Origin of the sequence: Levilactobacillus brevis, from assembly GCA_021383565.1 — a bacterium.
Taxonomy (GTDB): Bacteria; Bacillota; Bacilli; order Lactobacillales; family Lactobacillaceae; genus Levilactobacillus; species Levilactobacillus brevis_B.
The window spans coordinates 1,907,087-1,923,821 of sequence record CP079699.1; the positions used below are offsets into that span (position 1 = coordinate 1,907,087).

Annotated in this window: 16 protein-coding genes and 1 pseudogene; 12 read left to right on the forward strand and 5 right to left on the reverse strand. The window is 49.5% G+C overall.

Annotated elements, in window-relative coordinates:
* Window position 1 precedes the first annotated feature (1 nt).
* Window positions 2-1,177 (forward strand): IS256-like element IS1310 family transposase, encoded by a 1,176-nt coding sequence (locus KB236_08950; GenBank protein UIF28664.1) that lies wholly within the window; start codon window positions 2-4, stop codon window positions 1,175-1,177.
* Window positions 1,178-1,249: 72 nt separating this feature from the next.
* On the opposite strand, the pseudogene KB236_08955 reads toward KB236_08950, so the two are convergent.
* Window positions 1,250-1,645: pseudogene (locus KB236_08955) on the reverse strand (response regulator).
* Between the two features lie 573 nt (window positions 1,646-2,218).
* On the reverse strand, window positions 2,219-2,638 hold the full coding sequence (locus KB236_08960) for a hypothetical protein (protein ID UIF28665.1): 420 nt from the start codon (window positions 2,636-2,638) through the stop codon (window positions 2,219-2,221).
* Window positions 2,639-2,711: 73 nt separating this feature from the next.
* Here KB236_08960 and greA point away from each other — a divergent pair, with 73 nt between their 5' ends.
* The gene (gene greA / locus KB236_08965; protein UIF28666.1) at window positions 2,712-3,191 is read left to right on the forward strand and encodes a transcription elongation factor GreA; all 480 of its coding nucleotides are present in this window, start codon (window positions 2,712-2,714) and stop codon (window positions 3,189-3,191) included.
* Window positions 3,192-3,275: 84 nt separating this feature from the next.
* Here greA and KB236_08970 read toward each other — a convergent pair whose 3' ends face one another.
* Window positions 3,276-3,878, reverse strand: coding sequence for a TetR/AcrR family transcriptional regulator (locus KB236_08970; protein ID UIF28667.1), 603 nt, complete (start codon window positions 3,876-3,878; stop codon window positions 3,276-3,278).
* 91 nt (window positions 3,879-3,969) lie between these two features.
* Between KB236_08970 and KB236_08975 the strand changes: the two genes are divergently transcribed.
* The 7 genes from KB236_08975 (at window position 3,970) to KB236_09005 (ending at window position 11,059) form a co-directional block, all read left to right on the forward strand.
* The gene (locus KB236_08975) at window positions 3,970-5,358 is read left to right on the forward strand and encodes a multidrug efflux MFS transporter (protein UIF28668.1); all 1,389 of its coding nucleotides are present in this window, start codon (window positions 3,970-3,972) and stop codon (window positions 5,356-5,358) included.
* 526 nt (window positions 5,359-5,884) lie between these two features.
* Window positions 5,885-7,081 carry an ABC transporter substrate-binding protein gene (locus tag KB236_08980; protein ID UIF28669.1) on the forward strand — a complete coding sequence of 399 codons (1,197 nt, stop codon included), beginning with the start codon at window positions 5,885-5,887 and terminating at the stop codon, window positions 7,079-7,081.
* 24 nt (window positions 7,082-7,105) lie between these two features.
* Complete coding sequence (locus KB236_08985) at window positions 7,106-7,984, forward strand: branched-chain amino acid ABC transporter permease (GenBank protein UIF28670.1); 879 nt, start codon at window positions 7,106-7,108, stop codon at window positions 7,982-7,984.
* Between the two features lie 12 nt (window positions 7,985-7,996).
* A complete protein-coding gene (locus tag KB236_08990) occupies window positions 7,997-8,953 on the forward strand; it encodes a branched-chain amino acid ABC transporter permease (protein UIF28671.1) in 957 nt (318 codons plus the stop codon).
* Window positions 8,946-9,728 carry an ABC transporter ATP-binding protein gene (locus KB236_08995; protein UIF28672.1) on the forward strand — a complete coding sequence of 261 codons (783 nt, stop codon included), beginning with the start codon at window positions 8,946-8,948 and terminating at the stop codon, window positions 9,726-9,728. Before KB236_08990 ends, KB236_08995 begins: the two co-directional genes overlap by 8 nt.
* The gene (locus KB236_09000; protein UIF28673.1) at window positions 9,728-10,432 is read left to right on the forward strand and encodes an ABC transporter ATP-binding protein; all 705 of its coding nucleotides are present in this window, start codon (window positions 9,728-9,730) and stop codon (window positions 10,430-10,432) included. Before KB236_08995 ends, KB236_09000 begins: the two co-directional genes overlap by 1 nt.
* Window positions 10,433-10,435: 3 nt before the next feature.
* Complete coding sequence (locus tag KB236_09005; protein UIF28674.1) at window positions 10,436-11,059, forward strand: CBS domain-containing protein; 624 nt, start codon at window positions 10,436-10,438, stop codon at window positions 11,057-11,059.
* Window positions 11,060-11,289: 230 nt separating this feature from the next.
* Here KB236_09005 and KB236_09010 read toward each other — a convergent pair whose 3' ends face one another.
* Both KB236_09010 and KB236_09015 read right to left on the reverse strand, forming a co-directional pair.
* On the reverse strand, window positions 11,290-13,674 hold the full coding sequence (locus tag KB236_09010) for a phosphoketolase family protein (protein ID UIF28675.1): 2,385 nt from the start codon (window positions 13,672-13,674) through the stop codon (window positions 11,290-11,292).
* Between the two features lie 358 nt (window positions 13,675-14,032).
* Window positions 14,033-14,758 (reverse strand): GntR family transcriptional regulator, encoded by a 726-nt coding sequence (locus KB236_09015; GenBank protein UIF28676.1) that lies wholly within the window; start codon window positions 14,756-14,758, stop codon window positions 14,033-14,035.
* A 153-nt stretch (window positions 14,759-14,911) separates the two neighbouring features.
* On the opposite strand from KB236_09015, the gene ybaK reads away from it, so the two are divergent.
* The 3 genes from ybaK (at window position 14,912) to KB236_09030 (ending at window position 16,661) form a co-directional block, all read left to right on the forward strand.
* Window positions 14,912-15,415 (forward strand): Cys-tRNA(Pro) deacylase, encoded by a 504-nt coding sequence (ybaK, locus tag KB236_09020; GenBank protein ID UIF28677.1) that lies wholly within the window; start codon window positions 14,912-14,914, stop codon window positions 15,413-15,415.
* Window positions 15,416-15,418: 3 nt separating this feature from the next.
* The gene (locus tag KB236_09025) at window positions 15,419-16,222 is read left to right on the forward strand and encodes a hypothetical protein (protein UIF28678.1); all 804 of its coding nucleotides are present in this window, start codon (window positions 15,419-15,421) and stop codon (window positions 16,220-16,222) included.
* 205 nt (window positions 16,223-16,427) lie between these two features.
* Complete coding sequence (locus tag KB236_09030) at window positions 16,428-16,661, forward strand: type II toxin-antitoxin system Phd/YefM family antitoxin (protein ID UIF28679.1); 234 nt, start codon at window positions 16,428-16,430, stop codon at window positions 16,659-16,661.
* Window positions 16,662-16,735: the final 74 nt, after the last annotated feature.

A 16,735-nucleotide genomic window follows, 5' to 3' on the forward strand; every position in this document is an offset into this window, starting at 1 on the left:
CATGAATGAACTTACCACAGAAATTATCGCTGCACTAGCCCAAAAACAAGATTTGGACGAAGTTTTTCGTCACCACCTTGAAATCGCCATCAACCAGCTGCTTCAAACTGAATTGGCAGAGTTTTTGGGTTACGAACGCTACTCATACGCTGGGATTAACACTGGTAATAACCGCAACGGCAGTTATGAGCGCTCGTTTGATACGAAGTACGGCCAACTTAACTTAACCATTCCTCGAGATCGCAATGGCCGGTTTGAAAATCATACCTTGCCAGCCTACGGTCGGCACAGTGATAATTTAGAAACAACGGTTATTCAGTTGTATACCAAGGGAATTACCACTGCTGAAATTGCCGAACTCATTGAGAATATGTACGGTGCTCACTACTCCAAAGCCACGGTTTCCAACATGACTAAAGCCGTCAATGAACAGGTTCAAGCTTTCCAGCAACGTCGACTGGCTTCACAATATGCGGCTATCTTCTTAGATGCCACTTACTTGCCGTTAAAGCGGGATACCGTTCAAAAAGAAGCGGTTCATATTGCGATTGGCATTCGTCCAGATGGTACGAAAGAAGTGCTGAACTACCAAGTGGCGCCGACGGAATCAACTGGGATCTGGACTGAATTACTGGGAACCCTGATTAAGCAAGGTGTCAAAGATGTGCTGTTGTTTGTGGCCGATGGGTTAGTTGGTTTGGATGAAGGTTTAAATCGGCATTTTCCCAAAGCTAAACGACAACGTTGCCTGGTTCATGTTGGGCGTAATTTGATAAACAAAGTTCGGGTGAAAGACCGTAAGGCCGTGATCAATGACTTTAAACAAGTTCATTGGGCTGCCAATCGTGAAGCAGCCGAACTGAAACTGAATGAGTTCGCCAACAACTGGCATCGTACCTATCCCAAGTTAATCAAAGATCTGCTTAAAATGCCGAATCTGCTCACTTTCATGGACTTTCCACCAGCCATTCGGCAATCACTCTACTCCACTAACTTGATTGAGAACTTTAACAAGCATCTCAAGCGCACCACCCACCGCAAAGAACAATTTCCAACGGAAGATTCACTGGATCGATTCCTGGTTTCTCAGTTTAATGCTTATAACGAGAAGTCTCTGAAGCGGATCCACCGAGGCTTTAAAGGACTCCAGGACACCTTGGAAGCATCATTTATTTGAGTTAGTTACATATTATATGTACGAAGGCATTTCATTTACACAAGATTCTTGACGCTACCTGGTATACCGCTAATAGCCATAGTCCACATTTTCACGAAGTTTCTGATCAATCTGGGCCCGTCCCAAATCCTTCACCACGAAGTCCATGGGTTCCACCTTTCGTTCGAAGGTCAGGAGCGCCATTTCGGAGTGGGTCGTCACGAAGACAATCTCGGCAAACCCCAACTGCTTTCTGATGGCAATCGCCGTTTCAAGCCCCGTGGTGTCCTCGGCCGGAAATTCGATATCCAAGAAAAACAGTGCATATTCTGGCGGATTAGCGGCCAAATTCTGTAACAACGCCTGCGGACTGGGCGTGGCCTGTCGAATCTGCATATCGTAGTCATTAATCATGATGTAGCGCTTCACAACGTCCGTATAGTGGGCGAGTTGCTCTGGATTATCTTCACAAAGATATACGGCTAACACCCTATCACGTCCCTTCACCCATCCATGGTAGTCCTGTTTGAAAAAATGTTAAATTAACCAATACCACAACTCAATTATACCGTAACCTTATTATTCCTTAATGTACCTTGATTCCCTTTCAGTTGCAATCGTTTCCTCCCACAAAAAAAGAATCATCCCCTCAGATGATCCTCTTTTGATTGGATTATTTAATTACCGGCGTTGGCTTAATTAGCACTCCCCCAAGTTCTAATGAAGTCATGAATCCTTTAGGTATTAGGAATAACCCAATTCAGTCGCTTACTCTTCAGTCCATCACTGAAAATCCTGCTACTAGTCGCCTAAGTTTCAGACTAATTTTCTACTCTGCCAACCGTCCTCTTGATTAGATAATCTCAGGGTGCGAATCTGATTAAGGTCTCCCCCAAATTGTGACCTTAACCACGCATAGTTTGATTAGTTGATTCGCAACATCAGTCCCGCAAGAACTGACCCCTTCCAACTGTCATAACTTTAACATGGTTTTTGCTTATCGGGCGTTAAGTCGCAAAAACGTCGATATTTGCACGATAAAGCAGTAAAAATCAGCACAATTTAATTGTGTCGTAGCGAATAAGTGACGTAACCACCCAAAATCAGGGGACCAAAGAAGGCCAGAACCAGGTCGACTAGCCCCCGCCAATACCACTTTAAGTGGGTTTTAGGTGCCGCCTCTAACCAGGGTTCGCGTTGGGGCCGATTCATCTTTTCGTAGACCGAGGCTGTCCGATCAGCTGCGCGCTGCTTCTTTTTCCGGCGAATTGTCGGGGCTTGGACGTCGCGCTGATCTTCCAGAATGGCCCACTTGGCGAACGGAAAGCACAGCCAACTGATCAGAAAGTACCAGTCGGCCCCCGTCATCCCCGGTAATAGGCGCCACCGCGCGTAATTGAGATGCCCTAGTAAGGCGAGCACGAGGACGAAACCCAAGCCGATTCCGGCCTGGCGAAGCCAATACGTTAGGGATAATTTCATGAGGAGAACTCCTTTTCTTTTTCAAAAAACTTGGTAAAATTGGGGTAAATGCGATGTAAACGAGGTGGAACACATGGCAGGAGATTTCAATCCCATCACTGCCGCGGGTTACCGCGACCTGCAGAAAAAGATTGCGGCGCTTGAGGCGGACCGTCCGGAAAAGATTGCGATTCTGGCGGAAGCCCGGGCCCACGGCGACCTCTCGGAAAATGCGGAATATTCCGCGGCTAAACGCGATCTACGGCACTTGGAGAGCCAATTAAGATTCTTCAATAAGCAACTGCAATACGCCAAGGTCGTTGACCCCAGCCAAGACGACAAGGTGGAGCTGGGTAAATGGGTCACCGTCAAGTTCATGGACGATGACGATCAGGTCAGCTACCAGCTCGTGGGGACGCAGGAGGCCGACCTAAACGCTGGTAAAATCACCCGCGTGTCGCCGTTGGGCAAGGCCTTACTGGGCCATCATCCGGGAGACACCGTGACCATCAAGGCGCCGAACGCCAGCTATCAGGTCACCTTACTGGCGGTAAGTTTGGAGCGGCCCGCGTAATATTAGGAATATTATACCACGCTAAAAATACCGGTTAGGATCGTTCATCACGATTCTAGCCGGTATTTTGTCATATCCACTACATTACCGCGTTGAGGTTACCCCAAAGACCGGCAATAAGATTTGATCGACAATCTCATATCGGGCCGCCAGAGGCAAAGCCTGCCGGGTAATCACCTCGTTAATCAGGAGTATGCCGGGGAGGTTGACCAACCGATCTGGCCACTGCGCGTGGGTAATCTCGCCGCGTGCGGCCGCGTGATCCAATAGGGGTTGGACAATCTTTTGAATTCCCCGATTTGGGTCGTCCGCGTTGGCTTGGGTCAGTAAGTTATCCAACTCTAGGTGCTGCAGACGATCTGCCAATAGCCCCCGAAACGTCTCGTCCTGTAATTTATCCAAAAAGGCCGCCATCTGGCCCATCAACGCGAGAAAGTCCGTCCGCAGACTCCCGGTATCCGGGACCACGTAGCCCGTAAATCCACCAAACCGTGCAAAGGCCGCGATCACAAGGTGAGCTTTGTCCGGCCAACGCCGATACAACACCGTTTTAGTCGTGGCGGCCGCGGCGGCCACACCTTCGATGGTTAGGGCTTGATAGCCCTTCTCCTGGAGCTGGGCCCAAGCGGCCTCAAGGATCGCGTTCGTCAGGGCTGGCCCGCGTCGCCGAGTCTTTTTTTCTGCCATTTCGATTAGTCTCCCTTGTTTTTTATAAAATTCGGGTGTAATATGCCATTCATAAGATACGGCCGTATCTAATTTGAAATCAGGTGATTCGATGTCTACACAAAAATCGCAACAAAATATCACACAAATCGCACTCTTCCTGGTCATCGGAGCCATCGCGCCACTACTCGATACTACCATGACCAACGTCGCTCTCGACACCATTATGAAGTCACTCCACGTTTCCGTCAACGCTGCCCAGTGGATAACGACCAGTTACGTCCTCGCACTGGGAATTACGGTTCCCGTTACCGGTTGGGCCACCAATTGGTTCGATGGAAAACACCTGTACCTGGGTGCTTTAGCCGTCTTTTTACTGGGCTCGCTACTTTCCAGCTGGGCGTCCACACTGCCGGTTCTCATTAGCGGCCGGATTATTCAAGGTGCGGCAGCCGGGATAATCGTACCACTGATTACGACCCTCGTGGTCCAAGTGGCCGGTAGCACCGGTCTTGGTAAATTAATGGCTGTGGTCGGCATGCCAGCCGTCTTGATTCCCATCCTAGGGCCCACCATCGGCGGCTACCTGATTCAAACGCTGAACTGGCACTGGATATTTCTGATTAACATTCCGCTGGTGGTGATTTCACTCTTCCTATTGGGTTGGAAGATGCCCACCTTTCCCGCACCCAAGCGTGGGAAGCGCCTCGACATCCCCAGTTTGGCTTTCCTCGCTAGCCTCTTCACGTTTGCCATCATTGGCATTACTCACTTCAGCACAGGCGTACAACTCTCCTCCCGCAACGTCTGGCTCCCCTTATCAGCGGCCACAGCGAGTCTATTCGCTTACGTAATCTATGCCCATTTCCATGCTGACAAGGCCCTCGTTAGCCTGCAGTTATTTAAATCACCCACCTTCGACGCTGCCACCATCATTCTGATGCTTTCGGGAATCGCCGTCAATGGCGCGATGTTCCTGTTACCCCTGTATCTCCAAAACACACGAGGACTCAGCGTGGTCTGGTCCGGAACCTACCTCATTGCCCAAGGCGTGGGGCTGCTGGTCGCACGTAGCCAGATCGGCAAGCTAACCGACAACATCGGGGCGCGGTGGGTGGTTCTCGTATCCATCGTGATTGCCGTGGCGGGAACGCTACCGTTCGTCTATTTTTCAGCGCATACCAGCACGTGGTGGTTACTTCTGGCGCTCTTCATCCGCGGAATCGGCCAAGGTGGCCTGACCATCCCCGTCATGGCCGACAGCTACACGGGACTCCCGCAAGATTTGATTGCCGAAGCCACGACAGCCACCCGGATGCTTCAAAATATCGGCGGCGCCATGGGTACGGCCGTCCTCGCCACCATCATCCAACATACCTTGCCACACGCCGGGCTGAACGCTGCTTACCAGACAGCCTTTCTGTGGTCGGTCGGCTTTATTCTGATGACAGCCATCCCAGCATGTTTTCTGAGTCACCACTCGGCTAAAAGTTGGCGGTAATCGCGTACTGGCCGTCTGATTCTTCGTCAAGTTTGATCTGGATCGCTGTGGACAGGATCGGGAAAAATCAAGGGTGATCTTGCCCCTCGCTTTGCGCCGCCAGATAAAAATTTAGCCAGCCAATTACGTTGGGCGCCAAGGGATTTATCCGCGTATTATTTGAATATGATTAAATTAAGTCTTGACATCTCATCTAATTTTAATTATTGTAGGACTCATCAACTAACCTAAAACAATAACTTTTGAAAGCGAGGGACGACCATTATGACGATTAAACCAACAACCACCATGTGCCAGTCCCTGGCTATTCAATTGGCAGCCTTATTATTAACGAAGAAGGACCCGGTCACTTGACCTTGAGCTAACCCTCAAAATTCAAGTGCTGAGCCCTTCTTTCCCGTGTGGTAATGAGGGCTCGGCATCCGTGTAAGACCTCATTCACCCCGTGGATGAGGTCTTTTTGTTAGAACAAAGGAGGATTGGGTACCACCACGTTTCATCAAAAATAAGAAGGCAGGGATGACAAATGATTAAATGGCAAAAAACATTCTTCAAATTGGGCGGACTCGTTGCGATTATTTTAACACTCGCGGGTTGTAGCACGGCTAAAAGCAACGGTAGCGCACAAGGTAACAACCCAGGCAAAACCATCAAGATTGGTGTCAACATGGAGCTTTCCGGTTCGGCAGCCGGTTACGGCCAACAGCAAAAACAAGGCATTCAGCTCGCCGTCAACAAAATCAATCGGGCCGGGGGCATCAAGGTCGGTCAAACCAAAAAGAAGATTCAGCTGGTTGTTCGCGACAATAAGACTTCCAATACGACCGCTGCTTCGGTAGCCGCACAGCTGGTGAATAACGATAAAGTCGTCGCCGTGGTCGGACCTGCTGCCACGAATGCTGGCACCGCCTCAATCCCTAACATGACCAAGGCTGAGGTACCGTCCGTCAGTCCATCGGCAACCGACCCGGGCTACACGCTCCAGAAGAATGGCACCGTTCAGAAATACATCTTCCGGGCCTGCTTTCAGAACAATTACCAGGGGTCATCGGCCGCAACCTTTATGACCAAGACCCTTAAGGCCAAAAGAGTCGCCATCCTGACCGACAACTCGAGTGATTACGGAACCGGCTTGACCAAGTCCTTCAAGCAGACTTACACCGGAAAGATTGCTAGTAGCCAGACCTTCCAAGAAGGCGACAAGGATTTCAACGCCATCCTGACGGCCCTCAAACACAAGCGGATTGATGCCATCTACGCACCGGGTTACTACTCCGAATTGGGACTCATTATTAAGCAAGCGCGTCAGGCCGGAATTAACGTCCCAATCGTGGGCAGCGATGGCATGGCCGACGCCAAGCTCACCAAGATTGCTGGCGCGGTTAATACGACCAATATTTACTACACCACGCCATTTTCCACGAAAGCCGGTGAAACGAATACCCGGGCCGCCAGCTTCCTGAAGGCCTACCAAGCTAAGTACCACACGACCGCGCCAACCTTCTCCGCGCTAGCTTACGATTCCGTCTACATGATTAAATCCGCCATCGAAAGTGAACAATCGGCCAATTCCGTTAAGATCACCACTGGTTTGGCCAAGCTCAAGAACTTCAAGGGCGTCACTGGAACCATCACCATGAATCAACACCATAATCCCGAAAAGTCGATGGTGATTGAAAAGATGACGAATGGCCGCGTTTCACAAGCCTACACCATCAAATAATCCCGTTAAGATTGGAGTGAGTATATGCAGACATTCGGACAACAACTGATTAATGGCCTGTCATTGGGCAGTATCTACGCCCTGTTGGCTCTGGGATACACCATGGTTTACGGCATTATTAAGCTGATTAACTTTGCCCACGGTGACATTTATATGTTGGGCGCCTTCTGGGGCTATTACGTCATTAACGGGCTCCACTTTAACTTTATCTTCGCGATACTCTCCGCTATGATTTTCTGCGCTCTGGTGGGCGTCCTGATTGAATACTTCGCCTACCGACCGCTCCGTCACTCCCCGCGAATTACGGCGTTGATCACCGCTATTGGCGTCTCCTTCTTGCTCGAAAATGGGATGACCTACTTCTTTTCGGCTAACACGCGTAGCTTCCCGCAGGTCATCACCACCGTAACCTATCACGTAATGGGTCTACGCATCTCCAATATCCAACTACTTATTCTCGGAACGGCCTGCCTACTGATGATTTTGCTAGAAATCATCATCAAACGGACCAAGATGGGCAAGGCCATGCGCGCCGTCTCAGTTGACCCGGAGGCCGCCCAACTGGTGGGGATTAACCTCAATCACACCATCTCCTTTACGTTTGCCCTTGGCTCCGCCATGGCAGGTGCTGCCGGCGTACTCATCGGCCTGTACTACAACTCCATTGACCCCTTAATGGGCATGACACCGGGCATTAAAGCCTTTGTGGCCGCGGTTATTGGCGGCATTGGGTCGATTCCTGGCGCCTCAATCGGGGGCTTTCTGATTGGCCTTCTGGAGACTGGCGTCCAAGCGGTCGGTCTATCGGCCTACAAAGACGCCGTCGTCTATGTCGTCTTGATTGTGATCCTGCTAGTCCTACCGGCCGGTATTTTCGGAAAAAGGACGAAAGAAAAGGTTTAGGAGGTAACGTACGTGAAAGCAAATCTTAAATACAACCTAGCTTGGCTAGGCGTGATGGTGCTGGCCTTTGGCCTTATCGATGCGAGTGAATTTCTCGGTATTATTAACGCCTTCATCGAAAATATGCTAGTTACGATCGGCATCAACATCATCCTGGCCACCGGGCTAAACCTCATCATCGGCTTCTCCGGTCAATTTTCACTCGGCCACGCCGGTTTCATGGCGATTGGTGCCTACGCAACCGGCATTATGACCCAAAACATGGCCACCCCCCTAGGCTTCTATCTGTCTATGGTCGTGGGTATCATCATCGCCATGGTAGCCGCCTTAATTGTGGGCATCCCCACGCTACGGTTACGAGGCGATTACCTCGCCATTGCCACTATGGGAGCTGCCGAGATCATTCGGATCTTAATCAATAACTTTAAAATCACCAACGGCGCGGCGGGGCTCTTTAACATTCCACCGCTAGTCACTTGGGTCACGGTCTACATCCTGATGTGTCTTACGACCATCATCACGGTTAACTTCATTCATAGCCGCAGCGGTCGCGCCGTCATGGCGGTTCGAGAAGATGAGCTTGCCGCCGAGGCGATGGGGATTAATACGACCCGTTGGAAGCTGACGGCCTTTGTCTTCGGTGCCGCAACAGCCGCGATTGGCGGGTCGCTGCACGCCGCCTACATTCAGACTATCGCCCCGGGCGACTTCAACATCATGGCCTCGATTGCCATTCTGATTATCGTTGTCCTCGGTGGCGTCGGTAGCATCACCGGAACCTTCGTGGCCGCCATCGTCTTGGGCGCCCTCGATACAATTCTCCAGAATTTCGGGACTCTACGCATGATCACCTATTCGCTGACATTGATTCTTATCATGATCTTCAAACCCGCTGGTCTCCTCGGTAATTGGGAATTTTCGTTCAAACGTTTCGGCCATATGAGAAAGGAAGTGACGACACATGACTAGTTCTCTCTTAACCGCTCAACAACTCGTCAAAAACTTCGGTGGCCTGACCGCCGTGGCCAACGTCTCCGTGCACTTCGATCAAAACGAATTGGTCGGTTTGATTGGTCCTAACGGCGCCGGTAAGACCACACTTTTTAACCTATTAACTGGCGAAACACCGGTCACGTCTGGTGCCATTACCCTGTACACCGACCAAGGGGTCCAACCGCTAAACGGCAAACGCCCCGCGCAAATTGCGCAGGCAGGGATCTCCCGAACCTTCCAAAACATTCGCCTCTTCAAGGAACTCAGTGTCTTAGACAATGTCCGGATCGCCATGACCAACCACTATCACGACGGTTTCTTAGCGAGCGTCTTTCGACTGCCAAAGTTTTACCGGACCGAAGCTACCATGGTCACGGCCGCTCAGGACTTGCTGGCTATCTTTGACCTCACGAACGTGGCCGACCAGCCTGCCAAGAACCTGCCCTATGGGACCCAGCGCCGACTGGAGATCGTTCGCGCACTAGCGACCAAGCCCAAGCTCCTATTCTTGGACGAACCGGCCGCTGGTATGAACCCGGAGGAAACGGCCGATTTAACACGGCTGATTCGTCAGATTCAACGGGATTTTCATATCACCATCGTCCTTATCGAACACGATATGTCGCTGGTGATGAACGTGGTTGAGCGCCTCTACGTGTTGGAACACGGCGCTCTGCTGGCCGAGGGCACCCCGGCCGAGATTCAACAAAATCCAGACGTTATTCACGCTTATTTAGGAGATGAAGCTTAATGCTTGAAGTTCAAGACTTAGTCGTCAACTACGGCGCCATTCAGGCCATTAAAAAAGTCAGCTTTTCCATTCATACTGGAGAGATTGTGACCCTCATTGGCGCTAATGGCGCTGGCAAATCTACCATTCTCCACACGATATCCGGTATTCTTCGCCCTACCAGCGGTAAAATCACGTACCTGAACCACCCAATTCAGCGGGAAGCCGCTCCCAAGATTGTCCGCGCCGGCATCTCACAGGTTCCAGAGGGCCGCCACATTTTCCCTGGCCTATCCGTACAGGAAAACCTCCAGATGGGTGCCTTCATTCGCAAAGACCGGCAGAACCTGGCTCAAGCCTACACGGAGGTGTACCACTACTTTCCGGTGCTCAAGCAGCGACGTCATCAAGATGCCGCAACCCTGTCCGGTGGGGAGCAACAGATGCTAGCCATGGGCCGGGCCCTAATGTCCCATCCCCGACTGATATTACTCGATGAACCCTCGATGGGATTAGCGCCCATCTTTATCAACGAAATCTTTGAAATCATTCGGGCCATCAACGCCACGGGTACCACCGTCTTGTTGATCGAGCAAAACGCCAACAAAGCCCTTGCCATTGCCGATCGCGGCTATGTCCTCGCCGCCGGTCAAATTAAGTTGCAAGGAACCGGTCAAGACTTGCTTAACAATCAGGCCGTTCAACGCGCCTACTTAGGAGGTTAACCCATGAGTGTAGCAAATTACATGTCGACCCACTTAATTACTGCCAGTCCGCAAACGACCGTCAGCACTGCCATCGAGCTGATGAAAGATAATCAGATTCACCGCTTACCAGTGTTAGACGGCAACCGCTTAGTCGGCCTGATCACGCAAGGCATTATTGGCCGCGCATTGCCTTCGCAAGCCACGAGTCTCTCCGTCTATGAAACCAACTATTTATTAACCCAAACCACTGTGGCGACCATCATGGAGAAGCACGTGCAGACAATCGCCGCCACCGCACAGTTAGAGGAGGCCATTTACCACATGCGTCAACACCAGATTGGTGTACTTCCGGTCACTCGCGATGCGCAGGTCGTGGGCATCATCACGAATAATGACATTTTGGAGGCTTTCCTGAATATCTCTGGCTATGGTGAACCCGGTATCGTCTGCCGCGTCCGCGTGACCCACGACCACCCCGGTGTCATCTTCGCCATTGGCAAAGTGTTGGCCGAACATCACTTGAGTATCCAGACCTTGATGGTGGTCCGCGACCAGCAAGCCCGCATCATTGAGCTCCACATTGCCAGTGATCAGGCCGCACCAGTCACACAGGTGCTAACGGCCGCAGGATTTACCGTCGTTTAAGCGCCGTTAGTTAATTCATTATATTACAGGAAAAAGAGGGGTCGCGCTACGTTTCTTCCAAAATAAGCTGACCTATCGTCTTTAGCCATTTATTGGTCCACAGCGGCAACTAGTATTTTAATAATCGTGTCCGTCTATGGGCAAACTAAAAGAGCATCTCCCCACTCATACGAGTTCAGGAGATGCTCTTCTTTTAATTTGGATTAATCACCAAAGCGGTAATCTCGTGATTACTTCAATGGCTTCCATTGCCAAGCGTTAACTTCTGGCAAGTCAGTCCCAACTTCACGGATGTAAGCATTGTGCTTAGCAACCATGTCGTCCATCCGTTGTGCGAAGTATGCGCCCTTAACGGCGTATTCATCGATATCATCAACGGCTTCCTTAGCCAAGTGGTAACGGTCCAAGTGGTTCAGGACACGCATGTCAAATGGCGTGGTAATATCCCCGTTTTCACGGTAACCATGAACATGTAAGTTGTGGTTGTGACGGTCGAAGAAGAGATCCTTGATCAGGCCTTCGAAACCGTGGAAGGCAAAGATAACTGGCTTATCGGTCGTAAACAGACGGTCGAATTCGTCATCGGAGATTGCCCGTGGGTCCAACTTAGGAGAACGCAACTTCAACAGGTCAACCACGTTGATGAAGCGAATCTTCATTTCTGGGAATTCGTCATGCAACAATGAAATTGCGGCTAAGGATTCCCAAGTTGGTTCGGTACCAGCAGCAGCGAAGACAACGTCAGGTTCTTGACCTTGGTCCGTAGAAGCCCAGTCAATGTAGCCCAAACCATTGTGAACCAGGTTCGTGGCTTCATCAATGGAGAACCATTGTGGACGTGGGTGCTTGGACGTTACGATGATGTTAATCTTTTCGCGGCTCCGGAAAGCAACGTCACCAACAGCTAACAAGGTGTTAGCATCAGCTGGCAAGTATTCACGGATAAAGGCTGGCTTCTTTTCAGCCATGTGGGTCAACATCCCAGGATCTTGGTGGGTGTAACCGTTGTGGTCTTGCTGGAAGACAGTTGACGTGTCAACGAAGTTCAAGGATGGGTAGTCATGACGCCATTCTTGTTCAGCAGCCTTACGTAACCACTTGAAGTGTTGGGTTAACATGGAATCCACAACCCGACCGAATGATTCGTAGGTTGCGAAGAACCCATGACGACCGGTCAGAACGTAGCCTTCCAACCAACCTTCAGCTTGGTGTTCGGACAGTTGAGAATCGATGACTCGACCTTCGTGTGCCATGTTTTCATCGTTAGGTTCCTTGATGTCTTCCATCCATTGACGCTTCCCGTAGTCTAACATCGCGTAGAGCCGGTTAGACTTGGATTCGTCAGGACCAAAGGCACGGAAGGAATCTGGGTTCAACTTCATGGTGTCGGCCAAGTACTTGGACCAAACTAACATATCTTGGGCAATCGTCTTGCCGTGTTCAGTCGTGTCCACAGCGTACTTCTTGTAGTCTGGGAGCTTCAATGGTTGTGGCTTGATCCCACCATTAGTGATTGGGTTCATCGCCATCCGTTGTTCGCCCTTAGGTGCCATGTCGCGAACTTCTTGCTTAACAGAACCGTCTTCATTGAAGAGTTCTTCTGGCTTGTAAGACTTCAACCAGTTAACCAACATGTCAGCGTGTTCCATATCACCAGCGGCAACAGGAATTGGTACTTGGTGAGCACGGAATGAGCCTTCAATTGGGTTACCGTCTAAGTCAGCCTTAGGACCAGTCCAGCCCTTAGGTGAACGGAAGATGATCATTGGCCAGTTAGGTAATGAATCATCGTTGTTTTCACGAGCATGCTTTTGGATAGCCTTAATCTTCGTAATGACTTCGTCCATCGTCTTAGCCATGTCTTCGTGAACCCGCATAAAGTCGGTGTCACCCGCTTCAATTTCAACAAAGTGAGGATCCCAACCCATACCTTCGAAGTACTTCGTTAAGTCTTCATCGGACATCCGTGATAGGATGGTGGGGTTAGAGATCTTGAACCCGTTCATGTTGATGATTGGCAGAACCGCACCATCTTTGATTGGGTTGATGAACTTGTCAGAGAACCATGAAGCAGCCAATGGGCCAGTTTCAGATTCCCCATCACCAATTTCAACAGCGGCGATCACGTCTGGATTGTCTAAGATTGCACCAGTACCGTGTGACAGGCTGTAACCAAGTTCCCCACCTTCGTGGATAGAACCTGGTGTCTCAGGAGCGGCATGAGAAGCAACACCGCCTGGGAAGGAGAATTGCTTGAATAAACGCTTCAAACCTTCCTCGTCTTGAGAAATGTTTGGATAAATTTCACTGTAGCTACCATCAAGATATGAGTTAGAAACCATAACTTGGCCACCGTGACCTGAACCTTCAATATAGAACATGTTCAGGTCGTACTTTAAGATTGCCCGGTTTAAGTGAGCATAGATAAAGTTTTGAGAAACAATTGTCCCCCAGTGTCCGATAGGCTTGATCTTCACGTCATCAGAGGTTAAGTCACGCTTCAATAATGGGTTGTCACGCAAGAATAACTGACCTACTGATAAGTAGTTTGCTGCACGCCAGTACTTGTCAACGCCTTCCAAGTAAGTCTTGGAGTCGAAGTCTGCATTTGCCATGTAATTAACACTCCTTCTTTGAATTTGTAACTGCACAATCTAGTTGATAGAACTTAACGTAAAATTTATCTCGTAGTAATTACCGGGATGCTTTTTACAAGTATTATAATAACGCTTTTTAAATAAAAGTCAACCTTTTTGACAATTGGACCGTATCAATTTTTATAAAAGTCGAACCTAATTGTAAAAGCTTGTCCTGACTGGTTTTGTTGCCATTAGCGGACAGCTTTTTTAGTTATTTTTCATTTAAATAAGTTATACCAATATAAGGATACGCCCGGTCAATGTTCGTGTTATGTCATTCCCGTAACTAGACCAATAAAAAAGTGGCGCCCTTTCAGGCGTCACTCCGCATTGCTTATTCTTCATCTAATGAAACAAAGGTGTTATAGTTCAAATACTGATAGTGCAGGCGCATGTTGGAGACTTCAAACGGCGTTCCATCATCCAGGAAGAAGACCCCTTCCATGATACCCACCGGTTCCACGGGCTTGAGGTTCAGTAAGTTTTGATCGTCGGCCGTGGAAGGTTGTGTTCGGATAGACATGAATGACTTGGTAACAACTTTCCCTTGCGACTCCAAGTAATTAAAGATCGACTCCGAAACGGTCTTCTGGGATAAATTGGGAGCAATCTTAATGGGAATATATCCCGTTTCAATCATAAAGGGTTTGTCTTCAAACAACCGGAGTCGTTTAATCTCATAGACGAAGTCCCCCTCAGCCAAGAACAGATCCTGCTGAATTTCCTTGCTGGCCGGAATAACATCGAATTTGAGCAAGCGAATGCCCGGTGTGGTGCCGGCGGACTTCATACTGTCGGTAATTCCTAAATTTGACCCCTCATATTGAAAAATCGATTGGTTTTTCATATATAATGGATTAATAAAGGTCCCGGACCCCCGCTTTTTAAAAATAATCCCCTGGTTGGCGAGCACACTCAACGCCCGCTTAACTGAGCTGCGGCTGACCCCATACGCTTCGCTCAGGCTTCGTTCATCTGGTAGCCGCTTATTGGGAAATTCATTTTGATGGATGCGTTGTTTTAAGTCCCGCATAACCTGTCGATAGACTAAATCTGCCATGATATCTCCTCATAACTCTTCAACTAGAACTTCTACTGTGATAGAGTATAACAGGTTTTGGCGGCGGTGTCTGCTTTTATCAGGAAACAACCGTTCCATTTATTTTTAAAGTGCGGTCCAATTTACAAATATTTACGGTGAAAGGTGAGTCAAATGGCTAAGAAAAAGAAAGGCAAGCGTCTGCACAAGACGCTTGTTGAACAGATTCTCGATAAAAATAAAGTGGCCTACAAGCAGGTTGAATTTGCCACCCACATCAAGGGCGACGTGGCGCAGATGGAGGTTGACCACGATCAGGTCGACGAACACCACATCTACAAAACTCTCGTCCTCAGTGGTCCGACGACCGGCCCCGTCGTCGGTGTCGTCCCAATTGACGAGCACCTAAACGAAAAGAAACTGGCCAAGGTCTCTGGCAACAAAAAAGTTGATATGGTACCGTTGAAGGATTTAGTCAAGACAACGGGGTATGAACACGGCGCGAACACGCCGGTCGGTATTTGGGAAAAGAATCATTTTCCTATCTACTTCGACAACTCCGCTAAGGAACAAGGCACCATTCTGGTTTCTTCTGGACAGATTGGCCGGTCAGTTGAATTGGACGCTACGGACCTCGCCAATCTGGTCCACGGCACATTCACCGACCTACTGGAGTAAACGATGAATACCGACCTGAGCCTGATCTTAAAAAATCTCGGTCTCGTGGGACTGGATCTATTGGTGATTCCCTTTGTATTTGTCACCCTACTCACCTATCTTAATCGTGATACCAAGAAATTTCTGGCCAACGGTTTAGGAGTGAACAGTGAGCTTTACCTGGGATTCATCGGCATCTTTCTTCACGAACTCAGTCACCTCTTGATGGCCGTCGTCTTTGGCCATCGTATCGATCAGGTGCGGTTACTCAAGCGCCCCCACCCACAGCGAATTGGGACGGATGGGCAACCCGACCTCGCGTTGGGTTATGTTAATCATACGTGGAATCGCCGGAACTGGTACCAGACAACGGGCAATCTCTTTATCGGGATTGCTCCCATCTTCGGCTGTGCATTGGTTCTTTTGGGACTAACGGCCGTGTTGATTCCCAGCCTCTTTCACGGCATGCTCACACTCGTGGCCGATCCCTTCAATCTGGATTGGACCGGCTTCATCGCTGCGTTAGGCGGGGATAATCATCCCCTCATCCGCTGGTTCATCATGATTCTGTTGTCGTTAAATATCAGTATTGGGGGCTTTGACCTCAGTACCGCCGACTTTGCCAATTCGCGGATTGGCTTGATTGGTTTTGTAACGATAGTTGTGGTGATTACCGTACTCTTGACCATGGGTAATATCGCCACCGGTTATTTACGCGTCATCACCGCCGCGGTGATTCTACTCGCCTTAGTCTTAGGCTACGCCCTGTTAGTCTCACTGCTGACCAATCTGGTGGTCCGCTTGGCTTTTCAAATAAAAATACACTAATAGCAAACGCCGCAAGCTGATTAATGCTTGCGGCGTTTGGTGTTATCGAGATATTTATTTTTCCGACGCTTTAACCAATCACCACGCTACTGAGACCTTCAACGATTTCTTTATGGGAACATTTGTTCTATTCTTTTGGTGAGCGACCTGTTATACTACGGTTACTGTCATTGTTACTGCGGCCAAATGGACTAGGAGGAACGCCATGACCACCACATCTTTCACGCAGCTTCATGCCGACCCGAAACGCCTCTTTACGCAAGTTATTCGCACTAACCATCCCCTAGAGGTCGCCCTCGATGCCCATCAGAGCGTCGTTATTCTTAGTAAGTCCCGTTATGAACAGTTGCTAGAGCTCAATTACCTGTGGTCAGCTGGAACACTGCCACGCGTCCTTCAGCAAGCCGACGAGACGCCTACATCGTCCTCAACGTTATAAGACTCAGACCACTTAACAATCACCAAAATTTCTCCCCCAACAGCACTACTTCGTCAAAAAAGACATTTACCTAC